Source organism: Streptomyces sp. NPDC001851, from assembly GCF_040297165.1.
GTDB lineage: Bacteria > Actinomycetota > Actinomycetes > Streptomycetales > Streptomycetaceae > Streptomyces.
In genome coordinates, this window is record NZ_JBEOYR010000019.1 from 38688 (window position 1) to 53441 (window position 14754).

Consider the following 14754-nt stretch of genomic DNA (forward strand, 5'->3'; position numbering starts at 1 on the left):
GCGGCCGGGACACACCCCGGGTGCCGCCCCTGGCCCTCGCCGGTATGCAGCGCAGCGATGTCACGCGGGACGACGGCACGTGGGTGGGCCTGTCCCTGGACGTACAAGACCGCCACCAGCCGGGGCTGTGCGTGTTCAGTGCCGGACAGCGACTGCTGGTCTCCCGGCTGTCGCGGCCCGTGTTGCTCGCCGTCGTCGACGAGCGACTCCAGGGCGTGGACTTCTGGCGCACCGACGAACACCGCTCCGTCGTCCCGCCGTTGCGGGCCGATGTGGCGCGCGCCCTGGCGGGCAGCCCGGAACGGTGGGCTCACCGCTTTGCGCAGTACCTCATCGACTCGCCGGACAGCCCGTTGCACGAGGGCCGGTGGCTGCTCTCGCGCGAGAGTCCGCTCCGGCGCCGGCGCCACGCCGGCGCTTCGCATGCCGAGTACTGGGACTCGATGCTCGTCGACGGCCATCCGGACGGATACATCGACTGGTTCGTCCATTCCGGTTCGTGGGAGGTCCTTCCGCTGCGGCCCATGCCCGGTGCCGACGACAGCCGGGTCAAGGCGTACCGCAAGCAGGCCCGTGAAGGGACGCTCCCGCCCGTCCTGTTGTGGTGGGTCAGTGGCCTGGACTGCCATCTGATCCTGGACGGTCACGCGCGGCTCGCCGCGGCGATCGCCGAATCCGTCGAACCTCCGCTGCTGCAGTTGCACCGCACGGTGCCGCGCGACGACCTGGCCGCGCGCACCGATGAGGCCGTGGGCTTCTACGAGCACGAGCTGGCACGCTTCGCCGAACTCCGCGCCGTCCACGGCCCCACCGTCCCGGACGGCGCCGCCACCGCCGGCCCGCAACTCGTCCGCCTGCTCCACGACCTGGACACCGCGGAACAGCCGACCTGGGCCTGGCCCCTGCCCGGCGGGGAGGACCAGTGGCGTCGCATCGCACGCGAGGTGACAGAGGGCCAGGACTGGCCCGGCAGCTGAGGCGCACCGCGATGGGGCGCTGCCACGCCGGAGAGCCACGATGTGACCATCAGCCGGCAGGCCGACCCCCTCGGTGACGAAGACGGTCTGGCTCAAGCGGGTGGCGGTGCCAGCGGGTGCGCGCGCCGGGCATCTGCAAGGTCGTACCTTCTGGGTGGCCGATCGGGCGGGGACGCTACGGTTTTCGCTGGTCAAGACGGATGTCACAGGACATGCCGGCTCGGCGCGTCTCCTCAAGATGCCGTTCAGCGGCCTGTCCCATAGCGTGGACACAAGAGTGCGTCCAGGGTGTTCCTCTCCCTTCCCATGGGGGTTCGGCGGATCGTCCCGTCATCACGAGAATCACCACACTCCCAGGAGACATCATGGCCACGGCCCCCAGCCGCCCTGTCCCGGTATACCTCCTCGCCGCCATCAGACTCGTCAACGGAGCCGCCGGTCTGCTGGCACCGGACCTGCTCATCCGACGGTTCGATCCCGACAGCGATCCGCCGAGCCCGGCAGCCGTCTACGCCTTTCGCCTCTTCGGCATCCGCACGGTCCTGCTGGGCCTCGGTCTGCTGACCCACAGCGGTGAACGGCTGCGGGACGACCTGCGCGAGGCCATCCTGATCCACGGGAGTGACACCGCGACGGCGGCCACGGTCGGCCTGCACGGGCACGTCCCGCCGCGCACCGCGGTACTGACCACCCTCATCTCGGCCGTCAACACCGCCCTGTCCATCAGTGCCACCGCCGCACTCGCCAACCCGGCGAAGGACAAGCCGGCATGACGGCCGCGTCCGGGCCCGATCCTCCCACCGAGACCGGCTTCGACTACGTCGTCGTCGGCGCCGGCGCGGGTGGCGGTCCGCTGGCGGCCAACCTCGCCGCCGCGGGTATGCGCACCCTGCTGCTGGACGCCGGCGGTGCCGGGGACAACGACAACTACCTGGTGCCCGCGTTCCACGCCGACGCCTCCGAGGACCCCGTGCAGTGCTGGAACTACTTCGTACGGCACTACGCCGACGAGCAGCAGCAACGGCGCGACGGCAAGTTCGTACCGGGCAAGGGCGTGCTCTACCCGCGCGCCGGGACGATCGGCGGGTGCACCGCACACCACGCCCTGATCACCGTGTATCCGTACAACCGCGACTGGGACGCCATCGCGCTGGAGACCGGCGACGCCACCTGGCACAGCACGGCCATGCGCCGGTACTTCGAGCGGCTGGAGCGCTGCACCTACCTGCCGAAACCCAAGAGCCCGCCCCGCAACCCGCTGCTGGCCGCGGTGCTCCGGAACCTGCCCCTCGTGGCCGCCCGGTACCGCAACGACGCCCGCCACGGATTCGAAGGCTGGCTGCCCACCGCGCTCGCCGATCCCCGACTCGCCGTACAGGACCCGGAGTTGCTGAAGGTCATCCTCTCCGCCGCCGAGGACGCGCTCGCCGGCTTCCTCGGCCGGCCGCTGTCCCCCCTTGAGGGCTTCGGCTCCTTCGTCGACCCCAACGACTGGCGGGTGCAGACCGAGGCGCTGCAAGGCCTGTGGCAGATCCCCATCTCCACGGCCGGCGGCCGTCGCAGTGCCGTACGCGAACGCGTCCAGGCCGTACAGCGCGCTCATCCGGACCGCCTGGTGGTCCGTACCCACGCGCTGGCCGCCCGGATCGTACTGGACGAGGCACATGCGGCGACCGGCGTCGACTACCTGGACGAGGCGCACGCCTACCGGGCCGATCCCGGCTCCCGGCCGGACACCGGGCCGGCCGTGCTGCGCCGGGTCCTCGCCTCCCGCGAGGTCGTCCTGGCCGCCGGCGCCTTCAACACCCCCCAGCTGCTGATGCTTTCGGGCATCGGACCACCTGAGGAACTGGGGCGCCACGGCATCCCCGTCCGCGTCGGACTGCACGGGGTCGGCGCACATCTCCAGGACCGGTACGAAGTCGGCGTGGTCAGCCAGATGCACCGTGAGTTCCCGCTCCTCAAGGAGTGCGACTTCCACGCCCCCGAGCCGGGAACCGAACCCGACCGCTGCTACCGGGCGTGGCAGCAGGGCCAGGGCCTGTACACCACCAACGGCGCCGTCCTCGGCATCACCCGCATGTCCCGCCCGGACCTGGACGCCCCCGACCTGTTCATCTTCGGCGGCCCCTTCGACTTCCGGGGATACCGCCCTGGCTACTCCCTGGAGCTGACCCAGCACAAGGACCGCTTCACCTGGGCCATCCTCAAGAGCCGTACCCACAACACCGGAGGCCGGGTCCGGCTGCGCTCCGCGGACCCGCGCGACACCCCACTGGTCGACTTCCACTACTTCACCGAGGGCACGGACAAGGAGGGTCTGGACCTCGAAGCGATGGTCGACGCCGTGGAGTTCGTACGCGGGATGAACCGCAGGGCCGACTCCGTCGTCCTCAGGGAGCTGTGGCCGGGCGAAGAGGCCGACGACCGTGACGCCCTCCGCCGATTCGTCCAGGACGAGGCCTGGGGCCACCATGCCTCGTGCACCTGCCGGATGGGACGCGCCGATGATCCCTCAACGGTGGTCGACAGCGCGTTCCGCGTCCTCGGGGTGGACCGTCTGCGGATCGTCGACGCCTCGGTCTTCCCCCGCATTCCCGGCTTCTTCGTCGCCGCCCCCATCTACATGATCAGCGAGAAGGCGAGCGACGTGATCCTCGCAGACGCCGCCCACGCCCAAGGAGTACCGCCATGAGCACGCACCGACGCGCCCCAGGGCGCTCCCCGGCCGGATACCGCAGCTCACTTCCCTGGCGGATCATCACCAGTGCCGCCCAGTACGTCGATCGCCGCATCGGCTGGGACAAACTGCCCGTACCGGCCGGTCTGCTGACACTCTTCGGGCTGCGTGTCAGGCTCCGGCAGAAGAACTTGTACGACACCAGCGGGCTGCCCGCGATCAACCAGCCCGAGCCCGCGCCCCCGTCCGCGAGCCACCAGGTCAACCGGACCGCCGACGGCAGCCACAACGACCTCGGCGAACCGCGCATGGGCATGGCCGGCACCCGCTTCGGCCGCAACATTCCGCTGGAGGCCATCGCCCCGGCCGCGCCCGGGAACGTACTGTCCGCGCCCAGTCCGCGCGAGGTCAGCCGCACCCTGCTCACCCGCGACGGACTCGTCCCGGCCGAAACCGTCAACTCCCTGGTCGCCGCCTGGCTCCAGTTCATGATCCGCGACTGGTTCAGCCACGGCACGAGCCCCACGGACCGGCCCTGGGAGGTCCCCCTGCTGGACGACGACCCGTGGCCGGAACACCCCATGAGGATCATGCGGGTCCCGGACGACCCCACCCGCGACCCCGCGGCACCTCCCGGTACGCCCGACACCCGCGTCAATGTGTCCTCCCACTGGTGGGACGCCTCCCAGATCTACGGGAAGAACGAGGTGGAACAGCAGCGGCTGCGCACCGGAGAGCTGGGCAAGCTGCACCTGTGGGACGACGAACAGGCCCCCGTCCCCGCCGACCCGTCCCAGGACCCCACCCGCGTTCCCGGCTTCTGGCTGGGCCTCGCCATGATGCAGGACCTGTTCACCCGCGAGCACAACGCGGTCTGCGACCACCTGCACGGCGCCTACCCGTCCTGGAAGGACGAGGAACTGTTCCAGCGTGCCCGGCTCATCACCTCCGCGCTCCTCGCGAAGATCCACACCGTGGAGTGGACACCGGCCGTGATCAGCCACCCCACGACGGTCGAGGCGCTGCGCGCCAACTGGTGGGGCATCGCGGGCGAGCGCGTCCACAATCTGTTCGGGCGCATCAGCGGCAGCGAGGTCATCAGCGGCATCCCCGGCGGCGAGACGGATCACTACGGCGTCCCGTACGCGCTCACCGAGGAGTTCGTGGCGGTGTACCGCATGCACCCGCTGATCCGCGACGACTGGCACCTGCGTGCCGCCGCCGACGACACGACCCTGCGCCACTGCACCCTGCGCGACATCTCCGGCCCGGGATCGCTGAAGTTCCTGGAGACCACGGAGATGGCCGACCTGCTCTACAGCTTCGGCACGCTGCATCCCGGACTGGTCACCCTGCACAACTTCCCCAGGTTCCTGCAGGAGTTCGAGCGGCCGGACGGTCATCTGCAGGACCTCGCCGCCACCGACATCCTGCGCTCCCGGGAACTGGGCGTCCCCCGCTACAACGAGTTCCGGCGGCTGCTGCGGCTCAAGCCCGCGGAGAGCTTCACGGAGCTGGCGCACGACCCGGCGTGGGCCGAGCAGATCGAGCGGGTGTACGGCGGCGACATCGAGAAGGTCGACCTGACGGTCGGCCTGTACGCGGAGAAACTGCCGGCCGGATTCGCCTTCAGCGACACGGCGTTCCGCATCTTCATCCTCATGGCCTCGCGCCGGCTCAACAGCGACCGGTTCTTCACCACCCACTACACCCCGCAGGTCTACTCCAAGGCCGGCATGGCCTGGATCGACGACAACAGCATGGTCACCGTCCTGCTGCGCCACCACCCCGAGCTGCGTACGGCCCTGTCCGGGCTGACCAACGCCTTCGTACCCTGGCACAGCACCGCGCCGAAGGGGACCTGAGACGCGCGCGGTGCCGTAAGGAACCGCTGACCACGCCCGACGCCTGGCTCAGCTGGTCGCGCCCGTGGTGAATCCGCGGGTGACCTGGTCGAAGACGGGGCGGTAGGTGTCCCACGAGGAGTCGGGTGCGGAGAGGTAGATGTCGTACTCGCGGTCGCCTTCGCGGCCGTAGCCGAGGTCGATGGCGCGGAAGGCGCGGGCGCGGCCCTGGAAGGTGAACTCCCACACGGCTGCGGGCTGACCGCGGAAGGAGGTGTGCTGCATGCGCAGCCGACGGTACGTGGGGTAGTTGGTCCTGGTGTTGGTCTCGATGTCGTCGAAGTGGGTGACCGGGCTCTGCCCGGCGGGCGCGACGGTACCGATGGTGATGTCGGCCAGGCCGGTCGGGTCCGTGTAGACGACCTCGTCGGACGCCCGCTTGCCGGCCTTCCAGCCGTCCGGGACGGGGAAGGAGACTCCGAGCCGCTCCTCGCGGACCATGCGGTAGCCCTTGGGTACCTGTGAGGACCCGGGGAACGGTGTGGCGGGCTGGTGGATCAGCCGGGTACCGGTGGCGCCTCGGCCGTGCGACGACACCAGGTAGAACGCCGTTCCCGCGGCCACGGTCAAGGCCACTCCCGCCGACACGGCAGCGGTGCGGCTCCGTCGCCGCCTGCGGCCACGGTGGCCGGCGCGGGCGGGCGCGGGGGACGACGGCTCGCGGACCGGGGCCGCAGCGGGCTCGTGTCCCGGCGCCCGACCGCTCGCGCCGGCCGGCGGGACGGCACCAGCCGGAGGCGAGACGACCGTGGTCCCGCCCTCCCGTGCTGCTGCCTCCAGGACGTGCTGCGTGTCCTGCCCGGAGGGCCGCTCCTCGGGGTTCTTGGCGAGCAGCGACTCGATGAGGGGCGCCAGCCGTCCGGCCTGCGCCGCCGGCTCCAGCGGGTCCACGGCGATGGCGTACGCGGTCTCCATCGCCGTCTCCCGGCGGAACGGCGGCCGTCCCTCGACCGCCTGGTACAGGGTCGCGCCCAACGCCCACAGGTCGGATTCCGGCCCCGGCCGCTGCCCGCGTATGCGTTCCGGGGCCATGTAGTCGATGGACCCGATCATCTCGCCGGTCCGGGTCAGCGTCGACGTCCCGGCCGTCATGGCTATCCCGAAGTCCGTGAGGACCACGCGGCCCCCGGCGCCGAGCAGCACGTTGCCGGGCTTGACGTCGCGGTGCAGCACACCGGCGGCGTGTGCGGACCGCAGAGCGGCGATCATGCCGAGGCCGATGCGGGCCGCCTCCCGGGGCGGGAGGGTGGCGCCTCCTTTGAGGAGGTCGCCGAGCGTGTGGCCGGGGATGTACTCCATGACGATGCAGGGACGTCCGTCGTCCTCCACGACATCGTGCACGACGATCACGTTGGGATGGGCGATGCGGGCGGCGCTGCGGGCCTCGCGCCGCGTGCGCTCGTAGAGGGTGGCGAGATCCTCGGCGGAAAGGTGCGGCGGTGCGTGCAGCTGTTTGAGCGCGACCTCACGGTCCAGCACCTCGTCCACGGCTCGCCACACCGTGCCCATCCCGCCCTTGCCGATGTGTTCGGCGAGCCGGTACCGCCCGGCGACGAGCCGTCCCTCCTCAGACACCGTGTGCCCTCCGCCACCTCTGTCCGTGTTCCGTGCGTTTGGTCGCCCCGCCACCATAACCGTTGGGGATTGGGAGCCAATGCGGAGAAATGTGCACGTGACTTCCGTCACGCATGGCGCCCGGGCGTGCGAGGCCGCAGCCGAGGGGCTGACCAGGGCGTTGAGCATTTGTTGAGCGCAGCGAGGGAGCATGCGGCAGTCGGTTGCGCACGATCTTCACAAGAGAGCGTGCGTATGTCTCCACCCTGAAAGGGGGTGCAGTGATGAAGCTCCTCTTCGCCCTTCGCAACAAGGTGTCGGCCCAGAAGAGCCTGAAGGCCAGCGCCTGGTACTTCTGGTACTAGGCCGATCCTCGTACCCCTGGTAACCGTAGAAAACGGTGAGGTCGTCCCCGTCGCACGGCGGGGACGACCCCGTCGGCCCTCGGCCTTCCCGGAGACCCCCATGCGCACCACGGTGTTCCATCCACGACTTGCCGCCCTGTTCCGGGAACACCTCGGGCAGGATGTCTTCCGGCTCGAACCCGACACCGTCGGAGTCGCCGGACACGAGGTCGCCGACAGGATCCTCGCAGCCCGCCGCGCCACCGAGACCGAACGGCCCACGTTCAAGCCGCTGCACGGGCGCTCGATCTCGCGCAACGAGGCGTCCTCGGTGATGCGGACCATCGGCGGCGATGTGCGCGAGGCGCTGAAGAAGCCCCGGCCCCGGCCGGAGGACGTCGATCTGTCGGGGGTCTGGCCCCTCACGGGGCATGTGTTCCTGCGGGACCTCATCCTCGGCCAGGACCCCTACCGGCTGCGCATCCTGATGAGCCGCAACCTCGAACTGACCCCCAAGCTCACCTGGGCGGTGATAGCGGCGGGCGCCGCGCTCCCGGGACGGGTGGGGCGGCGCGGCGGTCAGGTGACGGGCATCGGGAGTCTGACGGCGGGCGCCACCGGCTACCACGAACGCCGGTACGCCATGGGCATGTACCGGCGCGCGGCCGCCCCCGTGTGCTTCACGGTCTCCACCCTGGTCGCGAACGCGCTGTGGCTCGGCTCGCCGTTCGACTCCGGCACGCCGAACCGGCACATCCTCTACGAGGCCATGCGGCTGCTGCCGCCGTCCTGGAACATCCTGCGCAACGCCTGCGCCGACTACCCCGCCGTCGACCGGCGCATCGGCGCGGGCGACGACGTCCTCGTCCTGCCCCTCCTCTCCCATCGTGATCCGAAGTCGTGGGAGGACCCGCACGCGTTCCGTCCGGAGCGCTGGGACACCCTCGACCCCGACTCCGCCCCCGGCTACCTTCCCTTCGGCCACTCCTCCGAACGCTGCTGGGGCCGGCACATGGTGATGCCGCTCGCCGAGCTGCTCCTGGACCTGATACGCGGCGCGGGCCTGGCGGTCAGCCCCGACCAGTCCACCGCGAAGGTCCCCCTCGTCGGTCTGCTCGGCGTGGAGGACGTACACGTGACCAAGGTGCGCGCCGGCGCCTCCTGAGCCGTCGTACGCCAGCGGGACGGCCGACTCCGGCCCTAGGACGGAAGTGCGCGGGCCACGCTGTCGATGGTGGCGCCGTCGACGGCCACCGTTCCGGTGAGGGTGCCGGCCAGTGCACGGGCCAGGACGGTCGCGGCGCTGATCCGGGTGTCCTCCTGATCCTCGCCGGTGACCTTTCCGATCACGGCGTCGCGCACCGACGCGGAGACGTCCAGCGCCCCGAACTGCTCGGGGAAGGACAGCATCATCAGGCACACCCCCACGTTGGCGGCCAGGATCGACTGGCCTGCCAGCTCGGGGGGCATCCGCAGCCGCCCGGCGTCGCCGCAGCGCCGCAGTGCCGCCAGGAGCAGGGCTTGCGCTTCCTTGACCGCCTGCGGCTTGGGGTCCCCCGCCGGCGTGAACATCAGCCGGTACAGGTGGGGGTTGGCCAGCGCGAACGTGACATGGCTGTCCCAGGCGGTACGCAGGTCCGCCACCGGATCGGCGGTGCGCGGATTGCGCCTCTTGCCGGCGAGGAAGCGTTCGAAGCCGATGTCCGCCACCGCGGCGAGCAGGCCTTGCTTGTCTCCGAACTGGCGGTAGATCTCAGGGCCGCCGACCCGGGCTCGTTCGCAGATGGCCCGGGTCGAGATCGCCGGCGCGTCCTTGCCGGCGAGTAGTTCCGCGGTGGCCTGCAGGATGCGCTCTCGTGCCGACGTCATGCGGTCATGCTAACAGCGGAGGGAACGTTGATTACATCCTGTGTTAGCGTCGTAAACGGCGCGACAACCAGTCCACGACCTGAAGGCGGTTCCCCATGGGTACGACGACCCTGCGTGAGCTGAACGGCTTCGACGAGACGCCGGCTTCACTGGCCGACGCCACGGTGATCCTGATCGACTACCAGAACACCTACACCGGCGGTGTCATGGAACTGGACGGCTACGCCGAGGCCGTCGCCGAAGGCAAGGCGCTTCTCGCCGCCGCCCGTGCGGCGGGCGCCCCGGTCATCCACGTTCAGGACGCCGGCTACGACATCGACTCCGAGGGGGGCCGGATCCACCCGGACGTCGCGCCGATCGAGGGGGAGGCGGTTGTCGTCAAGAGCGTCCCCAACGCCTACCACGGCACCGGCCTCGGAGAGCTGGTCGAGAAGGCAGGCCGCAAGGACGTCGTCCTCGCCGGATTCATGACCAACATGTGTGTCCTGTTCACCGCCCAGGGCGCATTCCTGAGGGGTGACCGGCCGACCGTCGTCGCCGGCGCCTGCGCGACCCGCTCCCTTCCCACGACGCACGCGGGCGGTGCCACGCTGACCGCCCGGCAGATCCACGACGGCGCCCTCGCGACGATCACGGAACTCTACGGCGTGGTGGTCCCGTCCGCTTCCGACCTGACGTAAGGCAGGAATTCCGTGCTGCGTCCCCGTCACCCACCTTGCAGATACCGGTGGCGTTCCTGCTGGGTGAAGTCCCGGCCGACGGCTCGGCGGATCATGCCGATCGCTCCGGCGGGACTGGGCAGACGCAGTTTCCATCGTTGGATCGTGCCGTCCTCGCCGCTTGCGATCAGTGTGCGTTGGCCGGGGCCGAAGGCGAGTGCGTGCACGGCTGACCGCCGTCCTGCGAGAGTGCCGCGGACCGTTCGCGTGGAAAGGTCCCACAGACGCACCGTGCCGTTGGCGTGGCCGGCGGCGAGCGTGCGGCCATCCGGGCTCAGCGCCACCGACGAGGCCGTGTCCGTGAGGATGGCGCTGTCCTTCCCGGTGGCCGTGTCCCACAGCCGCAGCGTTCCATCGGCGGCGGCGGAGACGAGTGTGTGCCCATCGCGGCTGAACGCAAGCGCGACAACGACATCCGTGTGCCCGGAAAGAACGGCCCGGCGCCTGCCGGTGGCCACGTCCCACAGCCCCACGGCCGTACCGGTGCCCCCGGTGGCGAGGAGCCGGCCGTCGGGGCTGAGAGCCGCCGCCACACAGGCGTCGGTCCGGGGACGGCAGCGGACCGTCGTGCGCAGCGTGTGGTCCGTTGTGTCCCACACCCGCACGGTCGCACCGTCGTAGCTGGTCAGGGCGGACATCACATGGTGGTCCGGGCGAACACCGAGCGACGTCACCAGGCCGGAGCCCACGGGGCGGGCGTTGCGCACCTGTTCGCCGGCCGCATCCCACTCCCGCACGACTCCACCGGCGTCACCCACTTCCACCGTGCGCGCGTCACCCGCGAACACCATCGCCGACACGGTGGCCGTCTCCACCCTGGCCACCTCGACCTGCCCCGCGGAGGCATCCCACAGGCGGACGGTACGATCACGGCCGCCGGAGGCCAGGGTGCTCCCATCGGGGCTGAACGACACGGACGACACGCTGTCGGAGTGCCCGGTGAGGACGGCCCGGACCCTGCCTGTGGCCACATCCCACAGCCGGGCCGTGTCGTCGTCACTACCGGTGGCCGCCACCCGCCCGTCCGGGCTGAACGCCACGGCACGCACGGCTCCGTCGTGGCCGGCGAGGCGGGTGCGCGGTGCGCCTGTCACGGTGTCCGACAGCTGCACCAGGCCCCCCAGACCGGCAGAGGCCAGTATGCGGCCGTCCTGGCTGAAAGCCATCGATGTCAGAGGACCCAGCCCGGGGGAGCGGACGGTGCGCATCGTGCCGCCGGACAGCTCGCGCACCCACATCCGGCCGTGCGCGTCTCCGACCGCCAGCAGGCGGCTGTCCGGGCTGTAGGCAAGGGCGCCCACCGCGGAGGCCGAGACACGGAAGGCCGTACGGACCGCGCCGGTGGCCGCATCCCGCAGCCTGACCCGGCCGTCGGAGCAGCCGACGGCCAGGACGCGGCCGTCGGGGCTGAACACCATCGGTACGGAGTTCTCCCCGTCCACCCCGCAGTCCGTGGCGGTCCAGGCCCTGCCGCTCGACACGTTCCGCACGCGCAGCGTTCCCTGGCTGTCGTCAGCGGCCAGAAGACCGCCGTCCGGCCGGTAGGCGATCACATGCACGCCGGCGGCGGAGCCGGGAAACGCCTCGCGGAGTGCCCCCGTGTGCGCGTCCCAGAGCTGCACGGCGCCGTCCGCACGGGCCGCGGCCACCGTGCGGCCGTCGGGGCTGAACACCACCGCCTGCACCGGAGCGGCGTGTCCGGTCAGACGGTGTCGCAGCGGGAGGGCCGCCGCGGCGTACAGGCTGGACGTGGCCTCCGCCGTGGGGCGGATCCGGTACGCCTGGACGGCCAGGAGCGAGGCCAGATCGGGATCGTCGCCCAGGAGGGCGGCCGACTGCGCGGCCAGCTGGCGGGACAGGGCGGTGCGCTGTGCGACGAGCGCCTCCTGACGCCGGTGCTCGCTCGTGCCGTACTGGTACCACGCGGCCAGACCCGCGGCGACGGCCACCACGAGCAGGGCGGACAGCATGGCGGTGAGCCGGCGCAGACGGCGGGTGGTGCGGGCGGCCGCGCGATGCTCGCGGTCACGAGCCGTCGAACTGCTGGTGAGGAAGTCGCGTTCCCAGCAGGTCAGTTCCTCGACCGTGTCCGGGTCGCCGAAGGCTTCCTCCGCCGCGGCCAGACGGACACCGCGATACAGGGCGCCCGGGTCGCGGTCCAGGGCGTTCCAGGTGCGGGCTGCTTCGGTGAGCCGCCGGTGCACCAGCAGGCGCTCACGGGCGTCGTCGATCCAGCGCCGCAGCCTGGGCCACGCGGTGATGAGCGCTTCGTGCGCCAGGTGGACGGTGTCGCCGTCGACCGTGACCAGCCGTGCTCTCACCAGCTGCTCAAGCGTGTCACCGGCGCACGGTGAGCCGTGGGCGTCCAGTTCCGCGCGGTCCGCCGGGCGCCGTGTGTCCTGCACCCCTTCGCCCGGAGTGATCAGGCGCAGCAGGATCCTCCGGGCGCAGACGGCCTGGTGGACGGGCAACCGGGCGTAGAGCTCCTCCGCGGTACGGGAGATGGCCCCCTGGACACCGCCCGCCGCCTCGTAGGCGGACAGGGTCAGCGCGCGTCCTTGGCGACGGCGCCAGGTCTCCAGCAGGGCGTGGGACATCAAGGGCAGGCCGCCCGGTTTCTCCGTGACGTCCTCGACGATCCTCGTGGTCAGTTCCCGCTCGACGATCAGCCCCGAGGCCATCGCCGGTTTCACGATGGCCTGCCGGAGTTCCGCCGGGCTCATGGGACCGACGAGCACGGTGGCCTCGCGCAACGCCGCGGCCAGCGCGGGGTGTTCCGCGCAGCGGCCGAAGAAGTCGGCCCGCACCGCGAGCACGACCCTCAGGCCGCGCCCGGGTTCCAGCGCGGTCAGGAGCAGGCCGATGAACGCCCCGCGTTCAGCCGGGTCGGTGCACAGGGTGAACAGTTCCTCGAACTGGTCGACCACGACGACCGTGTCCCCGGGCTCCTGGCTCACCCTCGTCACAGTGGCGCGGGCGGACATGGGCCGGGGCCCTGGGGTGAGGATGCGGATGGCCGCCGGCCGCCGGTCCGGGGACTCCTCGTTCCGGAGGAGCGGGATCAGCCCCGCGCGCAGCAGTGAGGACTTGCCGCTGCCCGAGGAGCCCACCACGGCTACCAGGCGGTGGGCGTGCACCCGCTCGGCGAGCTGAGCGGTGAGCTGGTCCCGGCCGAAGAACACGTCTTGGTCGCCCGTCTCGAAGCGGGCCAGCCCACGGTACGGCGCCTGCGCGTCGTCACCGTCCTCCGCACCGGAGGCCAGGTCCCTGGCCACCGCGTGCCAGCGCTTCTCCCACTCCGCGGCATCCGCGCCGCACGCTTGCGCATAGGCCAGCGCCACCGCGAGCGACGGCAACTGCTCTCCCGCGGCCGCCCGTGACAGCGTCGCCGCCGAGTACGACGTGCGCTGCGCCATGGCTCGGTAGGTGAGGCCTCCCGCTTCCTGGCGCAGCTTGCGCAACTCGAAGGCGAAGGCCTGAGTCGGCCCTGACGCCGGATCCAGCCGGCCTTCACGGCGGCCCATCCCTGCCTCGCCTCCCCGTCGACGCATCGCAGCCGGCCACAACCTACGCACGCCCCTGAGGCAGCTACAAGCCCGCTGACCTGCACTTTTCAGCCAACTACCGGTACGGTCGCCGGTCTTCGGAATTTTGTTGCACGCGGTGGAACCAGGGTGCGCAACAACCAGGCGACCGGGAAGCCTGATGCCTGGCCGGCGACGAACGGTGTCTCGGGGGACGACGCCGGCCAACCACACCCCTATCCCATCGGAGGTACGCATGCTGTCGTTCCGCTCCCGCGCCGCACTGCTCACCAGCGCGGTCCTTCTGGGCGGTGGCGGCCTGATCGCCACCGCCCCGGCGGCCACCGCCGCTCCGCTCCAGCCGCACCACTTCACCTGCACCTACACCACTGCCGAGCCGCAACTCTCCGTCGGTTCCACGGGTGCGGCCGTCAAGCAGGCCCAGTGCCAGCTCAACAGCGTCCTGGACCGTCGGGTCGGCGTGGACGGCGTCTTCGGTTCGGGCACCAAGAGCGCCACCATCGCCTTCCAGCAGTGCGCCGGCCTCAGCGCCGACGGCATCATCGGCCCGAACACCTGGTCCGCGCTCGACCAGTGGTGGCTGAACGACATCGACTGCCACAAGTGACCGGCGTGCCGGGCCGGAGACCGACAGCGCTCCGGCCCGGCACTCGCCGGCCGCCCCGCCACAGCGCCCCACCGATCCCAGAACAGGAGCCGGATCATGGCCTCACCGCGCCGTGCCCTGCTGACCTCGACCGTGCTGCTTCTCGGCGGCGGGCTTGCCGCCGCCGGGCCGTCCGCAGCCGCACCGGCCCGCACGCCCGCCGCAGCAACCACGCGTGTCGCCGCCTGCACCTACTACTCCGGCATCGGGCCCGTACAGTCCGGGAGGACGTATCCGGACCGGCGGGTGGCCGAAGTGCAGTGCCTGATCGACACCAACACCAGCTACCGCCCGCCCCTCCCCGTCGACGGCGTCTACGGCCCCGAAACCGTACGCGCGGTCATCGTGGTCCAACAGCATGCCGGGCTCACCCCCGACGGCATCGTGGGCCCCGCCACCTGGGCGGCCCTGCGAGCCGGCGTCCGGTGGCAGGCGGCCTCGGCGCGCGCATGAGGACGAGGCGGGTTTCCGGACGGCTCCCACCAGCGGCGGTGTGGGAGAGCCCGGCCGGGGCAC

12 protein-coding genes are annotated in these 14754 nt (G+C 71.3%); 9 read left to right on the forward strand and 3 right to left on the reverse strand.

Annotated features, from left to right (window positions below):
* Positions 1–20 precede the first annotated feature (20 nt).
* From ABT171_RS26545 to ABT171_RS26560, 4 genes are all read left to right on the forward strand, one after another.
* Positions 21–977, forward strand: a complete 957-nt coding sequence (locus ABT171_RS26545; RefSeq protein ID WP_351247963.1) for a hypothetical protein — start codon at positions 21–23, stop codon at positions 975–977.
* A 365-nt stretch (positions 978–1342) separates the two neighbouring features.
* A complete protein-coding gene (locus ABT171_RS26550; protein ID WP_351247965.1) occupies positions 1343–1750 on the forward strand; it encodes a hypothetical protein in 408 nt (135 codons plus the stop codon).
* Entirely contained in the window at positions 1747–3672 is a 1926-nt protein-coding gene (locus ABT171_RS26555) for a GMC family oxidoreductase (protein ID WP_351247966.1), read from the forward strand. The genes ABT171_RS26550 and ABT171_RS26555 overlap by 4 nt, the downstream gene beginning before the upstream one ends.
* Entirely contained in the window at positions 3669–5522 is a 1854-nt protein-coding gene (locus ABT171_RS26560) for a peroxidase family protein (RefSeq protein ID WP_351247968.1), read from the forward strand. Before ABT171_RS26555 ends, ABT171_RS26560 begins: the two co-directional genes overlap by 4 nt.
* A 48-nt stretch (positions 5523–5570) precedes the next feature.
* Here the strand turns inward: ABT171_RS26560 and ABT171_RS26565 are convergent, their stop codons facing one another.
* Positions 5571–7193, reverse strand: coding sequence for a serine/threonine-protein kinase (locus tag ABT171_RS26565; protein WP_503076627.1), 1623 nt, complete (start codon positions 7191–7193; stop codon positions 5571–5573).
* Between the two features lie 206 nt (positions 7194–7399).
* On the opposite strand from ABT171_RS26565, the gene ABT171_RS26570 reads away from it, so the two are divergent.
* Together ABT171_RS26570 and ABT171_RS26575 are read left to right on the forward strand one after the other, a co-directional pair.
* On the forward strand, positions 7400–7480 hold the full coding sequence (locus ABT171_RS26570) for a tryptorubin family RiPP precursor (RefSeq protein WP_351248186.1): 81 nt from the start codon (positions 7400–7402) through the stop codon (positions 7478–7480).
* A gap of 100 nt (positions 7481–7580) precedes the next feature.
* Positions 7581–8624 carry a cytochrome P450 gene (locus ABT171_RS26575; protein WP_351247972.1) on the forward strand — a complete coding sequence of 348 codons (1044 nt, stop codon included), beginning with the start codon at positions 7581–7583 and terminating at the stop codon, positions 8622–8624.
* A gap of 35 nt (positions 8625–8659) precedes the next feature.
* Here the strand turns inward: ABT171_RS26575 and ABT171_RS26580 are convergent, their stop codons facing one another.
* On the reverse strand, positions 8660–9328 hold the full coding sequence (locus tag ABT171_RS26580) for a TetR/AcrR family transcriptional regulator (protein ID WP_351247974.1): 669 nt from the start codon (positions 9326–9328) through the stop codon (positions 8660–8662).
* A 95-nt stretch (positions 9329–9423) separates the two neighbouring features.
* Here ABT171_RS26580 and ABT171_RS26585 point away from each other — a divergent pair, with 95 nt between their 5' ends.
* The gene (locus tag ABT171_RS26585; RefSeq protein ID WP_351247976.1) at positions 9424–10008 is read left to right on the forward strand and encodes an isochorismatase family protein; all 585 of its coding nucleotides are present in this window, start codon (positions 9424–9426) and stop codon (positions 10006–10008) included.
* Between the two features lie 26 nt (positions 10009–10034).
* On the opposite strand, the gene ABT171_RS26590 is transcribed toward ABT171_RS26585, so the two are convergent.
* Entirely contained in the window at positions 10035–13571 is a 3537-nt protein-coding gene (locus ABT171_RS26590; RefSeq protein ID WP_351247978.1) for an nSTAND1 domain-containing NTPase, read from the reverse strand.
* Between the two features lie 256 nt (positions 13572–13827).
* Here ABT171_RS26590 and ABT171_RS26595 point away from each other — a divergent pair, with 256 nt between their 5' ends.
* A complete protein-coding gene (locus ABT171_RS26595) occupies positions 13828–14199 on the forward strand; it encodes a peptidoglycan-binding domain-containing protein (RefSeq protein ID WP_351247980.1) in 372 nt (123 codons plus the stop codon).
* 96 nt (positions 14200–14295) lie between these two features.
* The gene (locus ABT171_RS26600; protein WP_351247982.1) at positions 14296–14691 is read left to right on the forward strand and encodes a peptidoglycan-binding domain-containing protein; all 396 of its coding nucleotides are present in this window, start codon (positions 14296–14298) and stop codon (positions 14689–14691) included.
* Positions 14692–14754: the final 63 nt, after the last annotated feature.